General features: G+C 52.9%; 19 protein-coding genes, 1 pseudogene and 1 riboswitch. Of the genes and pseudogenes, 8 read left to right on the top strand and 12 right to left on the bottom strand.

Annotated features, from left to right (window positions below; genetic code table 11):
• Positions 1 to 108 (top strand): annotated as a pseudogene (locus tag NTZ04_05745) (IS630 family transposase).
• 187 nt (positions 109 to 295) lie between these two features.
• On the opposite strand, the gene NTZ04_05740 reads toward NTZ04_05745, so the two are convergent.
• The 6 genes from NTZ04_05740 to NTZ04_05715 form a co-directional block, all read right to left on the bottom strand.
• Positions 296 to 571 carry a hypothetical protein gene (locus NTZ04_05740; GenBank protein ID MCX5991815.1) on the bottom strand — a complete coding sequence of 92 codons (276 nt, stop codon included), beginning with the start codon at positions 569 to 571 and terminating at the stop codon, positions 296 to 298.
• 123 nt (positions 572 to 694) lie between these two features.
• The gene (locus NTZ04_05735) at positions 695 to 1222 is read right to left on the bottom strand and encodes a GyrI-like domain-containing protein (protein MCX5991814.1); all 528 of its coding nucleotides are present in this window, start codon (positions 1220 to 1222) and stop codon (positions 695 to 697) included.
• 634 nt (positions 1223 to 1856) lie between these two features.
• Entirely contained in the window at positions 1857 to 3071 is a 1215-nt protein-coding gene (locus NTZ04_05730; GenBank protein ID MCX5991813.1) for an ABC transporter permease, read from the bottom strand.
• Complete coding sequence (locus tag NTZ04_05725) at positions 3064 to 3960, bottom strand: ATP-binding cassette domain-containing protein (GenBank protein MCX5991812.1); 897 nt, start codon at positions 3958 to 3960, stop codon at positions 3064 to 3066. The genes NTZ04_05730 and NTZ04_05725 overlap by 8 nt, the downstream gene beginning before the upstream one ends.
• A gap of 39 nt (positions 3961 to 3999) precedes the next feature.
• Positions 4000 to 5598 carry an FAD-binding protein gene (locus tag NTZ04_05720; GenBank protein ID MCX5991811.1) on the bottom strand — a complete coding sequence of 533 codons (1599 nt, stop codon included), beginning with the start codon at positions 5596 to 5598 and terminating at the stop codon, positions 4000 to 4002.
• Positions 5599 to 5702: 104 nt separating this feature from the next.
• The gene (locus NTZ04_05715) at positions 5703 to 6164 is read right to left on the bottom strand and encodes a nuclear transport factor 2 family protein (GenBank protein MCX5991810.1); all 462 of its coding nucleotides are present in this window, start codon (positions 6162 to 6164) and stop codon (positions 5703 to 5705) included.
• A 183-nt stretch (positions 6165 to 6347) separates the two neighbouring features.
• On the opposite strand from NTZ04_05715, the gene NTZ04_05710 reads away from it, so the two are divergent.
• Positions 6348 to 7568 (top strand): M28 family peptidase, encoded by a 1221-nt coding sequence (locus tag NTZ04_05710; protein MCX5991809.1) that lies wholly within the window; start codon positions 6348 to 6350, stop codon positions 7566 to 7568.
• A 42-nt stretch (positions 7569 to 7610) separates the two neighbouring features.
• Here NTZ04_05710 and NTZ04_05705 read toward each other — a convergent pair whose 3' ends face one another.
• Complete coding sequence (locus NTZ04_05705) at positions 7611 to 8069, bottom strand: hypothetical protein (GenBank protein MCX5991808.1); 459 nt, start codon at positions 8067 to 8069, stop codon at positions 7611 to 7613.
• Positions 8070 to 8253: 184 nt separating this feature from the next.
• Positions 8254 to 8328: riboswitch (cyclic di-GMP riboswitch) on the bottom strand.
• Positions 8329 to 8606: 278 nt separating this feature from the next.
• Complete coding sequence (locus NTZ04_05700) at positions 8607 to 8888, bottom strand: hypothetical protein (GenBank protein MCX5991807.1); 282 nt, start codon at positions 8886 to 8888, stop codon at positions 8607 to 8609.
• 479 nt (positions 8889 to 9367) lie between these two features.
• On the opposite strand from NTZ04_05700, the gene NTZ04_05695 reads away from it, so the two are divergent.
• The 3 genes from NTZ04_05695 (at position 9368) to NTZ04_05685 (ending at position 11282) form a co-directional block, all read left to right on the top strand.
• Positions 9368 to 9658, top strand: a complete 291-nt coding sequence (locus tag NTZ04_05695) for a hypothetical protein (GenBank protein ID MCX5991806.1) — start codon at positions 9368 to 9370, stop codon at positions 9656 to 9658.
• A gap of 183 nt (positions 9659 to 9841) precedes the next feature.
• Positions 9842 to 10417 (top strand): signal peptidase II, encoded by a 576-nt coding sequence (gene lspA / locus NTZ04_05690; GenBank protein MCX5991805.1) that lies wholly within the window; start codon positions 9842 to 9844, stop codon positions 10415 to 10417.
• Between the two features lie 118 nt (positions 10418 to 10535).
• On the top strand, positions 10536 to 11282 hold the full coding sequence (locus tag NTZ04_05685) for a DUF169 domain-containing protein (protein ID MCX5991804.1): 747 nt from the start codon (positions 10536 to 10538) through the stop codon (positions 11280 to 11282).
• Positions 11283 to 11665: 383 nt separating this feature from the next.
• Here NTZ04_05685 and NTZ04_05680 read toward each other — a convergent pair whose 3' ends face one another.
• Entirely contained in the window at positions 11666 to 12043 is a 378-nt protein-coding gene (locus tag NTZ04_05680; protein ID MCX5991803.1) for a hypothetical protein, read from the bottom strand.
• 116 nt (positions 12044 to 12159) lie between these two features.
• Complete coding sequence (locus tag NTZ04_05675; protein MCX5991802.1) at positions 12160 to 12600, bottom strand: zf-TFIIB domain-containing protein; 441 nt, start codon at positions 12598 to 12600, stop codon at positions 12160 to 12162.
• 185 nt (positions 12601 to 12785) lie between these two features.
• Between NTZ04_05675 and NTZ04_05670 the strand changes: the two genes are divergently transcribed.
• From NTZ04_05670 to NTZ04_05660, 3 genes are all read left to right on the top strand, one after another.
• Complete coding sequence (locus tag NTZ04_05670) at positions 12786 to 12977, top strand: hypothetical protein (protein MCX5991801.1); 192 nt, start codon at positions 12786 to 12788, stop codon at positions 12975 to 12977.
• 214 nt (positions 12978 to 13191) lie between these two features.
• Entirely contained in the window at positions 13192 to 13389 is a 198-nt protein-coding gene (locus NTZ04_05665) for a hypothetical protein (protein MCX5991800.1), read from the top strand.
• A 403-nt stretch (positions 13390 to 13792) separates the two neighbouring features.
• Complete coding sequence (locus tag NTZ04_05660; GenBank protein ID MCX5991799.1) at positions 13793 to 14605, top strand: MBL fold metallo-hydrolase; 813 nt, start codon at positions 13793 to 13795, stop codon at positions 14603 to 14605.
• A gap of 103 nt (positions 14606 to 14708) precedes the next feature.
• Here NTZ04_05660 and NTZ04_05655 read toward each other — a convergent pair whose 3' ends face one another.
• Together NTZ04_05655 and NTZ04_05650 are read right to left on the bottom strand one after the other, a co-directional pair.
• Positions 14709 to 15437, bottom strand: coding sequence for a VTT domain-containing protein (locus NTZ04_05655; protein ID MCX5991798.1), 729 nt, complete (start codon positions 15435 to 15437; stop codon positions 14709 to 14711).
• Positions 15438 to 15553: 116 nt separating this feature from the next.
• Positions 15554 to 16054, bottom strand: a complete 501-nt coding sequence (locus NTZ04_05650; GenBank protein MCX5991797.1) for a CDP-alcohol phosphatidyltransferase family protein — start codon at positions 16052 to 16054, stop codon at positions 15554 to 15556.
• Positions 16055 to 16357 lie beyond the last annotated feature (303 nt).

Genomic DNA, 16357 nt, shown 5'->3' with positions numbered 1-16357 from the left:
TGGCTGAACCTTGTTGAGCGTTGGTTGGGGGAGTTGACGGAAAAGCGTCTGCGGCGTGGAAGCTTCGGAAGTGTGCCAGAGTTGATCCATGCCATTAAGGAGTACCTGACAATATCCAATGCCGACCCTAAACCGTTGGTGGGGAAAGCCTCCGCCAAAGCCATTCTTGACAAGCTCGCTCGTTGTAAAGCAGTTTATGAAACACTAGACTAGCCTACCGGTTGATGAGGAAACGACAGACCCGCGCCCGGTTGCAAGAATAGGCGTCATTCGCTTTGTGATCTGTTAATCTGAATCAAGCCTTTGGCTTGTCTGGTGTTGCGGCTGCGGCCTTCTTTTTCTTTTCACTACGGTAACTGAAGTAGAAGTACGGGAAGAGCAAGATGAACGTGAGGAGACCCAGACTCATCCCCATGCCCATCGACTTGAGACCCTCTTCCGGAGTTATGATGACGTCCATTGGCACTTGTCCCAACGCCAGTTGTTTCAAGACGAGCTTGTTGCCATCGCGCTTTATGCCCTGGAAGATCGATGCAATTGTGCCGTCCGGATTGTAGACTGTCATGCCCATTTTGACTACCCCCCTTTTTATCCTACTTTATGTTAGTGTGCAGTCTACAATGCTGCTCAGAGGGTGTCAACACTTCATGTGTTGACACAAGCCAACCGGTATGAAGGAAGCATAAAGATCCAGCTATTTCCCTGTGACCTTCTTCACCGGGTATCTGATGATGGTCTTGATGACTTTGGCGTCAGGTCGGGTGAGGTATTCCTCTTCGTGCACCCCTGCTATCCGGTAGCTGTTTTCCTCGATGAATTTGTGCAAGCGCTCAATCGAGGGTTGTTCCTGGTCGTAGGGTCCGAGGTGGAGGATCTGGGCGACGGTGCCATATTCCCAGGTCTCGATCTTGACCTTAACGCCGAGCGCCTTCTGGGGTAGAGAGGTGGTATCTTCTGGAATGGGTATGCCGATAACGATGGACCACTGTTCCTGGGGTACATGAAGGGCATCGGGATAGCGGCTGCGCGGCGCGCTAACCTTGAAGGTGGGCAGTCCCTTCTTCTTCAGGTCGAACTTCAGCGTATAAATTGAGCCGAAGAGCGCTGGCATGATTTCAGGGAAGACCTTGTCCGGCGCACCTTTGCCACGAACCACTGCCATCTTCTGAGATGGCATCTCTATTATTTGAGGGTCTGCCTTGCTTGGTTTACGTGGTGACATAATGATACCTCCTTTTCTGGCGGCCCATGGCGGTATTGTATCATACTGCTGGATTGATTCCTGACAGGCTGCAGGGATAAGTGCGTTGCGGTGGGCTTTGTATCTTGGTGTACAAAGAGAATTATGGGCGTCCAACATCACCTGGTGCCTGGTTGCACAAGTCAGTGTGACAATCGAGATTCTTCGCTGCGCTCAGAATGACACGATCGTAGCTCATAGCTCATGGGCATGGAGGGCAGCTCACGAATCAGAGAGATTCTTCACTTCGCTCAGAATGACACGGTGGGCGACATTAGAATGACACGATCGTGGCTCATCCTTCTGCGGAAGGATAGCTCATGGCTCGTAGCTGATGGCTCATGGGCATTGAGGGCAGATCACGAATCAGAGAGATTCTTCGCTGCGCTCAGAATGACACGATAGTGGCTCATAGCTCATAGCTCGTGGGGGGACTGGATTCCCGCTTTCGCGGGAATGACATTGGCCTTCTACTGAGATTGCTTCGCTTCGCTCGCAATGACACTGTGGGCTATATGTCACCATGCCATTTATGCGGTTTGTCACCCTGAGCGAAGGCGAAGGGTCTCTTCGCCCGCAAAGCGAATGACGCCTATTCTTGCAACCAGGCACTGGCCTATGCTTCTCTGATATATCTGACGATCTCCTTCAGAGAGGGCCTCTTGCCGTACATGAGGAGTGCGGTCCGGAATACCTTGGCTGCCGCCCACATAGAGAAGACGATCGACACGACCAGGAGCGACAGGCTCAGTGCCAGTTCCCAGGCGGGGATGCTCTGGAGAGGAAGCCTCATCATGGCTGTTATCGGGGCCGTCAAGGGGAAGATGGTGAGCACCTTAGAGATGATGTGATCCGGGCTCTGAATGATCACGGCGCTGAGCCACAGGGGCACCATTGCAGTGGTAGCCATGATGCCAGACCAGCTTTGGGATTCTCTGGCGGTGGAGCCGATGGAGCCGATACCGGCGGAGAGCACTGCGAAGAGTAAATAGCCGAGGATGTAGTAGACGATTCCCAGTACCACAATGTTGGAAGGAATGGAGAGATCGCTCAATGCAGGGATATTCACCCGGGCGACCTTGATGAACACCTCAATGGAAGCCACCCAGACCAACATCTGTGCCAGTCCTGCTGTGCCCAGACCCAGCACCTTCCCCACCATCAGTTGCCTGGCCGAGACAGAGGAGAGGAGTACTTCTATCAGGCGGTTCTCCTTTTCCTCAGAGACGCCCTGGAGGAGGTATCCTGAGGCGAAGAAGATCGAGAGCATCAGCAGGATAGCGAAGATGTAGGGCAGGAAAAATTGTACAAAGGGACTCTGGTTCTCCACCGCGTTGCCGCTCTCGTCCAGTATAATGGAGGTCACCAGCATTGGCGTCTTGACCCGATCCAGCACCTCGGGGTCAACATGTTCACCGATCAGGTTAGAGATCAGAAAGTCCTGTATCCGCTCCATTGTCTTTGGCGGTGGTTCCAATTCTCTTTCCCTGGTGTATCTGATGATTGATCCAGAGGAAAGATAATCCTGAGGGATGACAAAGTATTCCTTGATCTCCCCGGCGAGGAGAGCCTGCTTGGCTTTCTCTTCGCCAGGGCAGGGGATGAAAGTGGGACCAATCTGGTTATTGTATTCATCGAAGCCTCCAGCCTGATCCACATAGCCGATCACTTCTATTGTTGGTTCACTGGGGCGATACCAGTGCTGCACACCCTGATAGACCCCGTACCCCACCAGCATCAGGAGAGGCACTGCCAGGGTAACCAGAATGAAAGACGTCCTCTTCAGAGTGACCAGGAGTTCATGCCTGGCAATAGTGAGCGTCTTACTCACTGCGGCCCTCCACCACGCGGATAAATATCTCGCTCAAGGGCGGTGTAGCTACCTCGAAGCGGTTCACCACAACATTCCGGCCTACCAGGCTTGCCAGTACCTTCTGGGGCGACGTTTTACTGTCCAGAAGCAGTTCACGATAGCTGCCGTGATCCTGCGTCTTGACCACCCCGTCGATCTGGCCCGGGTCACCCTCTGTTGCGACGAACACCGAGTTCTTCCTGTAGCGGGATTTTATTTCTGCCAGATTACCGTAGAGCATCGTCTGACCCTTATTGATCATCAATATCCTGTCGCAGAGCTCCTCTACCTCGTTCATCATGTGGGTGCTCAGGATGATGGCTTTTCCCTGGCCTCTGAGTTCAGCCACCATGTCCTTGATGAGCTTCGTATTCACTGGGTCCAGCCCGTAAAAGGGCTCGTCTAGGATCACCAGATCAGGGGCATGCAGGATGGTAGCGGTAAACTGGATCAATTGAGCCATGCCCTTGCTCAACTCTTCAATCTTCTTGTGCTGGTGGGGCAGCATACCGGTGCGCTGAAGCAAGACTTTAGCCTGGTCTCTGGCAACGGAAGGCGAAGTGCCCTTCAGGGATGCCAGGTAGGAGAGACAGTCAATGACGGTGAGCTTCTTGTAGAGGCCTCTCTCTTCGGGCAGGTAGCCTATGCGGTTCTTGGTAGACTCCTGCAGCGGCTCTCCCAGAATCTTGATCTCTCCGGAATCAGGCATGATGATATCCATCAACATTCTGATGACTGTGGTTTTGCCGGCGCCATTGGGGCCGATGAGGCCGAAGACCTCGCCAGACTCCACTGTAAAGGAGACTGACTTTACTGCCTCGACCTTTCCGAAGGACTTGGATATGCTGGAGACTGCAACGGCGTTCAAGATCAGTTCCTTGTTCCTGACAACTATTGTATCACGTACTCAGACATTCCTGGCCTTTGCCATGTGCCGGGCCGCGATGTAACCGAAGATCATACTCTTGGCCTGGCAGGCACCGCTGGTGTAGGCGAAGCCGTGTGACAGCAGTGCGGTAGTATTGCTGGTACCGTACAGGCCCGGTATTGACTCCTCCTCGGCATCGGTTACCTGGGCATCCTTGTTGATGACCAGGCCGCCCAGATTTCCCACCGAGCCTACGTATAGCGTGCAGCCGTAGAAGGGTGGCGCCTCCAACGGGCCGAGGGTGGGATTGCTCTCCTTATCGGGGTATATTCTCTTGCCCCACCATTTCTGGTAGGTGGTCTCCCCGCGGTGGAAGTCGGGATCGTGCCCTTCACGAGCGAAACTGTTGAACCGATCTACCGTCTCCACCAGGATATCGGCAGGGATGCCCAGTTTCCCGGCCAACTCCGGCAGGGTATCAGCCTTATGCAGCCAATCAGGTCTCTTGGTGATCTTGGCCATAGCGCTGATGCCCAACTTGCTGGCACAGGCTTTGTCGGCTATCCAGAAGAGTGGCGCGTTGGCCAGCTCAGAGTGGACCTTTTCATATGAGAAGAAGGCTCGGCCTATATCCGGATAGAAGGACTCATTGCAGCAGCGCTTGCCGTGGCGGTTGACGATGATATTGCCTGGATAACCGTAGGCGATAGGGCGATAGAAGGGCTTGCCTTCCACCTCTTCCCCTTCGACGTGGATGGTGGGTTGATATATGGAGTGGTCCATCAGAGCCAGCGCAGCGCCGACCTCCATGCCCATGATATGGCCATCGCCCTCGTTGGAGTTTGGTGTCAGGGCGGACAGAGTACAGCAGTTCATGAATCTGCGGTTCATCTCATCGTTCCACTCAAACCCGCCTGTGGCCAGCAGAACTCCCTTTCTGGCTTTAATGAAGAGGTCCCGTCCTTCCTGCTCGGCGCGGAGACCTATAACCCTGCCATCATTGACTATTAACTGCCTGGCGCGGGTATTCAGGAGTATGTTAATACCCCGCTCGACGCAAGCCAGTGCCAGCGGGGCAATGAGTCCCCGCCCCTCAGCCCAGACATCCCGCAAACCCAAAAAGAAGGGGACCGGATCACGCCGCACCCTGGCCAGGATGGGTTGTGTTTTCTCCGCCTCCTTCAGCATGGGTATCATCAGCGCTGGATCAGGATACAACTGGCGGCCGCGGGCCTTGCCGCCGGGGAGATCAGCGTAGTAGTCGGGGCTGCTCTCAATAGTAAGCTTCAGCGGAGTGTGATCTTCCAGATACCGGATGACCTCTGGTCCATGATCCAGATAGGCCGCCACCTGATCCTCGTCGTGGCGTCCCAGGCTGATACGGCGTATGTGCGTTAGGGCTTCCTCCCTGGAATCCGAAATGCCTGCCTTAAGCATATGGTGGTTGTAGGGTATCCAGAGCAGGCCTCCGGATAGAGAGGTGCCTCCGCCCAGGAACCCTGATTTTTCCAAAAATACCGTCTTCAGACCCAGATCGTGGCCGAGGATAGCAGCCGTAAATCCGCCCATGCTGGAACCGACCGAAACCAGGTCGACCTCCATATCCCAATGCTCAGGAACCCTGGTATGCTTGACCATGCTTCAGACCTCCTCGATTTGGTGTTTGTGTCCACCTTCTATGGGACTGCTACTTGTAGCCCGGAGGGTGTTCTTGTGCCCACACCGTTCAGGCGGCGGACTGTCTATGGCGTCCTTTTCAATGGTTCTCTATCCCACATCTCGAAGAAGAGGAGGGTCATCTTCGCTTTCTTGATCTTCCACTCGCCCTTCTCCTTGACATAATCGTCGTTATAGAAGCCCCCCAGCCGGAAGCCCTTCTTGGCTATGTCCAAATAATGATAGACCCACAGCTCCCATTTTCCGGTGGCGGTGGTGGGGCTGGTTATCTGAATCTCGGGATGGTGGCTCTGGTGGACGCCGATATGCTCACATAGCAGAGCCTTCATCTTCTGCTGCATCTCTTTTGTGCCCTTCATCTTTATGCCGGGCTCGTAATCTATTTCGCCCTCTTCTGCAAAGCAGTCAATCACGCCGGCCCAGTTCAGGCTGTCGAGGTGGCGGAAATACCTGTACTTCAACTGCTTGATGGCCTCGATATCCTCCAGGGTCTTGATCCTTGCTTCCAGTTCTGTCAGGCTGGCCATGGTATGAACCTCCTCTCTCTGGTACTGCTTTGCACGCAGCAATAACCGCAGTGGCGTCTTCTGAGTATACAAGCAGTCTCTGAGTGAGACAAGCCGACAACTTTCGTCATTAATGACGAAAGTTGATATGATGTATCCGGGCAAGGACAAGTTATTGAAATAGAGAGCAGGATTCTTATCAAGATGATCGGCATAGCAGCAGATAGATATACGGACTACATGTACAACCTTGTCAAAAAGGTGATCGATGAGATCGGCCCAAGGCTGTCATGTGGCGAAGCGGAAAGGAAGCTGGGCCGCCTGCTGGTCAAGGAATGGATTCCAATCTGTGACATGGTAGCTGTGGAATCTTTTGCCTGTAGCCCGCAAGGCTTTCTGGGCTTTCTGCCGTTAACCGTGCTGTTCTATTTCGCTGCGGTCATCCTCTACTGGTTTTACCCGCCGGCCTCCTTAGTGGTAGCTGCGATCAGCTTCAGCATGGTGTTCTTTGAGTTCATGAGATACCGTGAATTTATCGACTTCCTTTTCCCACGCAAAAGAGGCCAGAACGTCGTGGGAATAATTCGGCCTCGTGGGGAGGCCGAACGGCGGGTGATAGTCAGCGGCCATCTGGACTCGGCATATGAGTTCCTTCTCTGGCACTACCTGGGGAGTGCTGCTGTTGTACTCATTGCGATTGCTATTGCTGCGATCGTCTTCATTCTCGGCGGCAGTCTGGCGAAGACGGTGGCCTATTTCACCGGTTCTGCGAATGCCACAGTTTACACGGGGATGGGGATAGCAGCCATCGGACTGGCTCCCGTTGTTGGTCTGTTCCTCCTTTTCCATAGTGGTAAGCCTGTTCCCGGCGCTATGGACGACATGGCCGGGGTGGCTGTCACTGCCGGTCTGGCCAGGTATATGGATGAGGCGAAGCAGAGCGAAGGCTTCTTCCCTCAAAGAACCGAAGTGGTGCTGATCGGGATGTCCTCCGAAGAGGCGGGCCTGCGCGGGGCCAAGCGGTATGTGAAGAAGCATCTGAGTGAGTTGAAGGAGACTCCCACGTACGCGTTGTTCCTGGATGGCATATATGATGAGAAGTTCCTCTCCGTGACCAACCGTGAGCTTTGCACCGGAGCAAAACACGATCCTCAATTGGTCAGGATGGCTCAGGAGGTTGCTGCCAGCCACGGCTGGCCCATCAGAAGCCGGTGGATTCCACTGGGTGCCACCGATGCCTCTGCCTTTTCAGTGAAGGGAATCCCTGCCATATGCCTGCATTGTCAGGATACTTCCAGGCTGGTGCCCAACTACCACACCCGTAACGATACTTGTGAGCATATCCGTCCGGAATCGCTCGCTGTCTCTCTTCAGATGGTGATCGATATCATCGAACGGCTCGACAAAGGGCAGGAGATATCCTGAGACGGGGCGAGCTCTGCCACGGGTAGAATCTCCTCTCAATTGCTACAGGGTACTTGATCTGACGAATGAGAAAGGCTTTCTCTGCGGCCGGATTCTGGGGCTTTCTGACGGGGAGTTTGTGGGACTCATGGCGCTGGGGGCCCTGTCACAGCGACTGCGTAACATCTGGCGGTGAGATGATGGAGGCAGCGACTCCTCCAGCCATTCCTCTCGATTCCCCTCAAATTCCTTGATGATCGCCTTCATCTCATCCGGGGTGAGGTTGCTGTAGCTTGTCTTACAGTGCTTGTCCCACCACTCACGGCATTGTAGCTGCGCAGGGCAATCTTCATGGGCGGAGGCCTTCAAGAAGCAGCACTGGTCAAGGTGCTTGCCGAGGCTCTTAAAGGTCTTCCCCAGCAGAGATTCGTAACGCCAATTCTTCCTCAAGCGCACTCTTTTCATCGGTAGATCAGTACCATCTTCAGGTGGCGCTGATTTGTTGTACGTCTGATTTAGCATAACCAGTATCCTCCGGATTCAATTGCCTTGCGGCAGTCACTCAGTTTGCATCAGCCTGCATAAATAGGCAGACAGCTGGTATTTCCATCCTGATTCATAGTTGTGAGCATCAACCCCTCAAAACAAAAAATGGCTGATTGGCTGAGCAACACCAAAGAGCCACACTGACCGCTAGTTCTATTTAAGCGGTAGCCCAACTATCCCATTCGGACTTGTGGCTTTGCGTCCCTGCATTCCTGCAGGTTTGCCCTTTTCGCTTTAATTACGAGGGATTATGTCACAAATCAGATCTTCTGTCAAATTGTCCTGCTTGATAATCTGCGACGCAGGACTTTCCCTAGGAGCCTGGGTCACGAGTATTTGCCCAAAGCTAGGCTGGGCGCAAGCGAACGGTTGTTTTGTGCCTAACTTATCCGCGTTGTCCGAGTGGTGCCCCACCCTCCTAGGAGCCTGTCTGAGTAATCGGTTGGCCATGCCTAGAAGAAGTCAAAAATCAAGGTCGCCCACGCTCAGCATAGGTATTACTCGGACACACTCCTAGCGCTTCTTACTCCTCCGTGAGCGACGGCGGACCTTACCTCTCAGGGATTTCCCGGCCTTTCCGGCAGCCCTGGCGGTTTTAACTGCTCCTGTGGTTGTATTGAAAATTGACAAGACTGTCCCCACTCCCGGGACAAGCCCCAAGGCTGACGTTATTGTGCCTGTGGCCTCTTTCCTGACCTTAGAGAGGCTTCTGGTCAGAGTGCCCCTTCTTCTCTTCTTTCCCATAGCTGCTTTGCAGGTTGCTGGTTCGGCCGTTCTTTGTTGTACTGGCGACATTATAGCACTCCAGAGTGCATTGGTTGCAGCTTGTCTGGGACACAGGAGCACCTGATTCCAGAGGCAGCACGCCTTTTTAGGGGCACAATGTTCTCAGGCAAATGGGGTATTGACATTTCTGCAAAAACATGTTATTAATTTCGACTAGGATTAAAGCCTATATAGAATTGTCAAAAGCATTGAATGGGGGAGTATGTGCTGGTATGCGGCCATTGCTATATATGATAAGGTCCTCGCCAGAGAGGCGGAGGTGGTGTACTGTCAGGCTGATGACCGGGAAGCTGGCGAGGCATTCCTGAGGCAAGGATATCCACCTGACGCCACAGTCAACATCATTGCTGAGTTTCAGACGATGGAAGAAGCGCTAAGTTACGGTCATTCTATACCACAACCTGGCCCAAGCAGTTGACCTGAGCCTCCACCGATTCTCTGCAGTGTCCTTCATCACGGCAGATAAGTATGGTGAGGTTGGATTGGCTATGAGAAATCGAAGAGCGGATGACGGGAAAGAGCAGGGCGCGAGCCCCGAATGTTGCCATTATTGGGTGATTGAGAACGCTGCAGGTCCGGTCAGCAGGGGCATCTGCAAGTTCTGCAGTGCGCAGAAGGAATTCAGCAACTACCTCTCAGACATGGAAGGGCAGGGTATCGTGCTGTTCGATAAGCCCGTGAAGGCACCCACGGGGCTTGTGTCACCAGAGCATTCGGATATCGTTCCGGTTCGAATGCGTTCTACTGAGAGGAGGCCAGACAGTGTCAGGTATAGGTGATGTGCTGACCAACCCGGGCGGAGTACCTCCTTCCTGACTTAGCTCCTGCACCAGGGCGACTCCACAGTCCGGACAGACCTCCACCCGATCCTGGAATTAGTTAAGACGTTTTAGTCGGTATGGCATCGCTAGTCGTTTGCTTTCTGTCGCCAATTGGGTACAATTTACCCTGGAGATCTGTAGATGAATAGAATCGCAGAAAATAGCAAGGCGATGCTCTCGGGTTTATGGGATCAACTGCCAACAGCTCCTCTCATTGCTCTTTTAGCGCTGGAAGCAGATCAGATCAGCAAATTATGGATCAGAGAGAGCCTGGTCTTAGGGGAGTCGGTATCCCATGAAGGAGTCCTGCGCATAACGCGTATAGCCAATAGCGGCGTCATCTTTGGGGCCCCTGCTCCTTTGGCCGTTTCTTTGGTTTTGCCCCTTCTGGTGATAGGCATGTGTCTCTTCCTATATCGGCGATACGTGCTATCCAACAGTATGCTGCTGAACGTGGCAACGGGGCTATTCATTGGCGGCAGCCTGGGGAATCTGGTAGAACGAATTGCCTTTGGCCATGTCACTGACTTTATCGAGGTGATTTCATCGGGTGGCCTGGTCAGGACAACCTTCAATGTGGCTGACCTGTGCATCATTCTGGGCATTATCCTCCTGGAAATCTTCTTTGTCAGGCTGCTCCTGAAGAAGATCCCAAGACATGGCCATCTGATCCCGTACCTCTTGAAGATGCGGCGTGGTCCGAAAGACAGCCCCTGATCCCCTGTTTTGATCCTCTGATGTTCATCTCACCCGGACTGGCCTGCGGGAGGCGGGTCATGCTATGACAGTTGCTGGTGTTGAGATCAACCTGTGGTAAGGGAAGGAGGGCTCAGGTATGGACATGGTAATCAAGGACAGATTCAGCCTCCTGTGGCACAAGTACTTCAACAACGCAGAACTCCCTATCACTCTCTACTACACCAATGAGGACGGACATGCCGAGAGGGCCAGCCCTGGATCAGTGCCGAGGTGCCTGATCGGAGCGCTTTCCAGTGTCAGACAAGGGAGAGCCATCTCTTTTGCTGCGGACTCCATCGGCTGCCCCGGAGGGAAAAGGTACGCCGGCTTTGCCCAGGATGTCAGGCCCAACTTCGAGTACTTCCTCTCCTGCGGTCTTCCCGGCAAACTCAAAGGGGAACGGTACAAGAAATCCCCGGAACTTGTGAAGCAGGCAATGAAATATGCGCCGGACTTTACAGCGCCAGCTCGTTTCATCGTCTTCAAGAGATGGGATATGCTTCAGGAATCAGACAATCCAGAGGTTGTGGTATTCTTTGCCCGGCCTGATGTTCTCTCGGGCCTTTTCACCCTGGCGAATTTCGACGAAGCTGAGCCGAATGGGGTGTTCGCACCGTTTGGGGCCGGTTGTTCCTCTGTCATCCAGTACCCATATATCGAAGGAAGGTTGGCGCGTCCCAGGGCAGTCATCGGGCTGTTCGACATATCAGCAAGGCCGTTTGTGCCCAGGGATGTCCTCACATTCTCGGTGCCCATGATCAAGTTCACCAGAATGATTCAGAATGTGGAGGAAAGTTTCCTCATCACGGATTCATGGCGCAAGGTACAGGAGAGAATTCAATAGACTCTGCTTCAACTGCGCTGTGAGAACGCAAAGAGCGCTCCCTGTAGAATGGGGGTAACGTATGCGCCTTGCGGCATGGTCATGTATGTACCGCGTACTCCCCCTGCTTGGCGACGATGTTGCCTGGCGTGTTCTTCTGACCAGAAGAAGACAGACTTCCGTCAGAACCCGTCAATAATGCTTGGAGCACCCGGCTGGACCACCACAAGCGGCGCGAAGAACATTGGCCTGGCATCCGTCTCCACCACTCGATATTTCAACTCACTGTCTATTTCGATATACAGTGGTTGATGACAGTGCGCACATTCGGTGGTGATAAGGCCCGACACATGCTCTCCGCGTAATCGCCCTTGCACGAAGGGCACCGCTACCGCGTCAACGGCTCAGGCAGCATATACCTGCTCACCGGTACTGAGAGCCACATGATGCGGGGTCCTTTCAACGGTCACGGGATACGCCCAGGTCACTGCCCCCTGTTCATTCCTGAACAGGAAAGTCATATGCTTCTCCAGGTCGTCCAGAATGGTTTTCACTTGAGCAATGGGCAAGTTCAAATTCTGTGCAATGAACTCCGGCGACAGTGGCTTCCCCACACGGGGAAGCTCTCTAACCACGAAGTTACGAATCAGATGATGTTCTGCCGACATAAAATCGAGACCGGCATCCAGATGGCGCGCATTTCTGGATACTTGCATCTGCCATAGCGGACGAGGAACCGGCAACACACAGCGCAAAAGCCCCAGCAATAGATTGTTGTTCATCACCACATCTCCTTCAGTCTAAGTGGGTTGCTGACCTGCCCGCGATCATTTGCCACCTCTGGGGGCAGGTCTATTGCTGTGGGGCACTGAGCCAAATCCACCTGCCCATGGTCACGCTACTTCTTAAACAACCGCTTGACTTTGCCCACAAAGGACGGGGAGCGGAGCTGCTGCAGGAAACCGCCCCATTCTGCCTCAGCTTTGGCCTTTCGATCAAGGTCTTTCATTCGCTGTCCCATCAATTCCAGTACCCTCTTCTCCTCGCCAGCGTCCAGCCATGTCCCATGCCCCTGTTCGCACAAGTCGAGTTCAAGATTGTTGGCCCGGTAGCGGAAGCGTGTCATGGTCTTACCACACTTGGGACAGGGCAGGTCACCTTGAAAGGCGCCGTATATCATGGTTCCCTTGAGTTCGTCTTTATCCAGCACCTTGTCCTCCAGCTGGTCCAGTTCCCCATAGTCCAGCCACATGCCTTGACACTGGGGACAGCGGTCAACCTCAATGCCTTTGTAGTTTTCGACTCTTAACTCACTTTTCTTACATCGTGGACAGTTCATCTTCGTTTGCCTCCTCTCTGGTACGGACTCACTCGGCCAGGTTCATGGGCCGAATCCTTTCGAGACTATTATAGCAAGCCCAACCTCATCCTGGATACAAAAAGGTTTGCTGGAAGACCATACTGCTTGTCGTTGACGTGGTTGGATCGCCTGCACTACAATTCGAATCACGATGGAGGTGCATTGTGGGTACTACCATTGGTCAGCGAATTGAGACTGTCCTTGTAATCATTCTATCGCCTCTTCTTTTTGCCTTGTGGATGGTAGTTGGGCTGGTTGTCCTCATTGAGGCAGGCGCACTGTTTTTCAGTTGGGGACTTGTGGTTGGATTGGACAAGATGGGGAAGAAGATGGGCACTCAACCTCACGGGTGTTGATACCCTGCCATGTGATGATTGTGACCTGGAGCAATTCAGGCAGGCCATGTAATCAGGAGGTTGAACGACCTTTGCCAGCGCTCTAACTCTAATTGACAACATCATAATGGTTATGATATTATCCAAGGAGATTTGTTGGCTCTATTCTCGCCGTTAGCGTCTGCAACTAGTGCCCGAGCAGCAAGTACAAGACTACTTATGAAGGAGAAGGCCGATGACGAAACAGCACAAGACAATAGGGATGGTGTACACGGCAAGAGGTCAAGACATCTTGATTTGGTTCATAAAGACAGCGTTTCTCTCCTTGATAACGCTTGGGTTCTACTTGCCCGTTGCGGCAAATAACCTTGTGAAATACCTGTGCGAGCATATAGAGGTACGCATAGGCGAATCGGAGGCTCCAGGAACATAGGATTAACTCGGTAGAAATAGCAGGGAGCCAGCTACAAACTTTGAAGGGGTGGGCATAGATGTCCACCCTTATTGTTTGCTCGGACAAGGCGAAAGATACCCAATATAAACCTGATCATGAGTGCTCCTGCCACGGTAATAACTCGCGAACTCGCGCTGCCCAGCACTAGGCTTTCCCATGTACCAGCTTGTGACTATTCTCTACACCGACAATGCTCACCTTGGCATCACACATAGCGTTGTGAGACTGTCCGCTGCCACATTTTATCACCCCAACCTCATCTTCGGGTACAAAGAGCAGATTAGTGGAGGACTATGAGGGGAGTGGGGTTTGGGGATTGGTGAGACTTTGATATACTAAGTCCTCGCTTGGGAACACCAAACAAGAAGAACGAGATCCAGCGATGCTACAGATCAATGATTTCGGGAAAGTCACGCAAATCAAGATGGGACACGAGGTTCAGGGTCAGGTTCTTTACTGGACTGCGGCTTACCTTGTCGATGGGCTGCTCATTGACACCGGTTGTTCATATACCGCGGAGGAACTGGCTCAATTCCTTGAAGGCCACTACCTGAAGATTGCCGTAAACACACATTACCACGAAGACCATGTTGGTGCTAACCACCTTCTAATGGAGAAGTTTGGCATCAGAGTACTTGCGTCGCGGGAATCCGTACCTCTCATTGAACAGCGTCCAAGGTTACTGCCATATCAGGAATTAGTCTGGGGCTATCCGATGCCAGCCAAAGTTGATTGCTTGCCCGATAGAATACAAACGGATCATTTCTCTTTTGACGTAGTAGAGACGCCGGGGCATTGCAGAGGGCATGTGGCATTTTCACAACCAACAGAAGGTTGGTGCTTCTCCGGGGATATGTTTGTTTCAAGAAAGCCAAGGGTTTTCCGGCCCGGGGAGGATATAGTGGCTATCGCCAGATCCATGAAGAAGCTCGTCGATCTTAGAAGTGATAGGCTTGTGCTGTTTACCGCCTCCGGAAACGTGTTCCAGGATGGTCGTGAGGCTCTCCAATCATGCATCGGCTACCTTCATGAGCTATGGCAAGAAGCCAGACAACTTGAGAAACAAGGACTCTCCACAACAGCCACAAGAGACCGACTCTTCGGCAGAGAAAGTGTTCTTGCTGGCCTGACAGACGGAGACATGTCATCTGAAAACATGATCCGAGCTCTTTTGCGTGCAAAGACTCTGGACTGATACGTGCCCGGCCTTTGCATATTAAGAGCCATGGAACCACCCGGGAGTAATAGATGGGGATTGGTGTGCCGGGACCACTCTGGGGACTGGGATTCTCGACCTGCTATGCTCCCGGCTCATCCTTTTTGTCAGCCGACGCGCTTTTTCCGTCGGCTGGCCTTCTCAAGATGCGTGTCTTCACGAAGGCGAAGATCTCATGCCGTTCTGTTCTCCAGAGGTGGATGAAAGCTGGCAGCAGCGACAAAACGATGATGACCAGGACAATGAGGAGGAAATAGTTGTCGAGGACTCCGGGTGGGATGAGCCGGCCAAGCAAATAGCCCGCTAACGTCACCCCGATTGCCCAGAGAAAGCCGCCAAACAGGTTGAAGAACGTGAAGCGGCGCCATTCCATATTCACCGCGCCCGCCACGATGGGCACAAAGGTGCGGATGAAGGGCATAAACCGGGCGAGCGTGATGACCTTGCCGCCGTGTTTGTCATAGAATGCCTTGGCCGCCTGTAGATTCTTGGGCCGGAAGAGCAACGACTGCGGGCGTTTGAAGAGCGGCGGCCCCGCCTTTCTGCCAAACCAGTAGCCCACGTTGTCGCCCAGCACTGCCGCCACAAAGAGCAGTGGCATCAGCACCCATAGACTGAGCTTCAGTTCTCCACCGCCCGCCAACTCCACTCCTTTGTAGGCAAGCAGCCCGGCGGTGAGCAACAGGCTGCCACCTGGGAAGAAGAACCCGAAGAATAGACCAGATTCCGCGAAGATGATGGCAAAAAGGATGACATAGACAACAGTAGTCCCGTGGTCTGCTATCAGTTTACCCAAATCTATGAAGTTCATGGAGAAATCTTGCCTCCCCATTATAGCGAAACAGTGTGGAGGTAGGGTACTATTGACTGTACGTCGTCAGACCCTATGAGGCAAGGAGGAGGAGTACCTGAAGACTAGAGTGTCAGCTAGTTCTTAATGCTCCGTGCAAAGGCAAAGTACTTGTATCCATAGTACAGCCCCACAATGAGCAAGAGCGGGAGAAGCATCTCGGCATACCGCCAGCGTATTATGTGTGCCACAATTGTCGTATGGACAGAGAATGCAAGAAGGCTCGTATCCAGGCGAGGTATGATAAGTCCCCCCTTCTTCTTTGAGATAAGGCCTAATATCGGTACCAAACCAGCTATACTTACAAGCCCCCCTACAAGAAGCCAAAAGGCCTCTCCTCTAATGGCAAGTGCAAGTATCGTTCCGTAGAAAAGAAAGAGATCAGCCAAGGCGTCAAAGGTTGGGCCGTAGGAGACTATCACCTTGCTTCTCCTGGCAAAGTATCCATCAAGTATGTCGGTTGCTAATGCCACAGCGTAAATGCAAAGTGCCGCAACTACCTTATCTGAAAGGATAAGCCACATCACTATCGGTACAGTGACGAGCCTCAGAGCTGTAAGATAATCTGCTGTTCTCACTCGAATGAGATTGGTCTGCACAGAGTCCTCGATTTTTGGCCCGATTTGCTCACGAAGGGACTATGACATTATACCAGCCCAACCTCAGCTTGGATACAAAGGGTGGTTTAGTGAAGGACTGTGAGAGGAGAATGAGGTTTGAGAATGGAATGGGATGTGAAGCTAGTCTAGTGTTTCATAAACTGCTTTACAACGAGCGAGCTTGTCAAGAATGGCTTTGGCGGAGGCTTTCCACACCAATGGTTTAGGGTCGGCATTGGATATTGTCAGGTACTCCTCAATGGCATGGATCAACTCAGGCAC

Source organism: Chloroflexota bacterium (assembly GCA_026389585.1).
Classification (GTDB): Bacteria; Chloroflexota; Dehalococcoidia; order UBA2247; family RBG-13-53-26; genus JAPLHP01.
This window is presented reverse-complemented; position numbering and strand designations above follow the sequence as displayed.

Coding starts and splice junctions, on each gene's coding strand:
- NTZ04_05740 (MCX5991815.1), bottom strand. CDS start 571: ATGGGCATGACAGTCTACAATCCGGACGGCACAATTGCATCGATCTTC.
- NTZ04_05735 (MCX5991814.1), bottom strand. CDS start 1,222: ATGTCACCACGTAAACCAAGCAAGGCAGACCCTCAAATAATAGAGATG.
- NTZ04_05720 (MCX5991811.1), bottom strand. CDS start 5,598: ATGGTCAAGCATACCAGGGTTCCTGAGCATTGGGATATGGAGGTCGAC.
- NTZ04_05715 (MCX5991810.1), bottom strand. CDS start 6,164: ATGGCCAGCCTGACAGAACTGGAAGCAAGGATCAAGACCCTGGAGGAT.
- NTZ04_05710 (MCX5991809.1), top strand. CDS start 6,348: ATGATCGGCATAGCAGCAGATAGATATACGGACTACATGTACAACCTT.
- NTZ04_05705 (MCX5991808.1), bottom strand. CDS start 8,069: ATGCTAAATCAGACGTACAACAAATCAGCGCCACCTGAAGATGGTACT.
- NTZ04_05700 (MCX5991807.1), bottom strand. CDS start 8,888: ATGTCGCCAGTACAACAAAGAACGGCCGAACCAGCAACCTGCAAAGCA.
- NTZ04_05695 (MCX5991806.1), top strand. CDS start 9,368: ATGAGAAATCGAAGAGCGGATGACGGGAAAGAGCAGGGCGCGAGCCCC.
- lspA (MCX5991805.1), top strand. CDS start 9,842: ATGAATAGAATCGCAGAAAATAGCAAGGCGATGCTCTCGGGTTTATGG.
- NTZ04_05685 (MCX5991804.1), top strand. CDS start 10,536: ATGGACATGGTAATCAAGGACAGATTCAGCCTCCTGTGGCACAAGTAC.
- NTZ04_05680 (MCX5991803.1), bottom strand. CDS start 12,043: ATGAACAACAATCTATTGCTGGGGCTTTTGCGCTGTGTGTTGCCGGTT.
- NTZ04_05675 (MCX5991802.1), bottom strand. CDS start 12,600: ATGAACTGTCCACGATGTAAGAAAAGTGAGTTAAGAGTCGAAAACTAC.
- NTZ04_05665 (MCX5991800.1), top strand. CDS start 13,192: ATGACGAAACAGCACAAGACAATAGGGATGGTGTACACGGCAAGAGGT.
- NTZ04_05660 (MCX5991799.1), top strand. CDS start 13,793: ATGCTACAGATCAATGATTTCGGGAAAGTCACGCAAATCAAGATGGGA.
- NTZ04_05655 (MCX5991798.1), bottom strand. CDS start 15,437: ATGAACTTCATAGATTTGGGTAAACTGATAGCAGACCACGGGACTACT.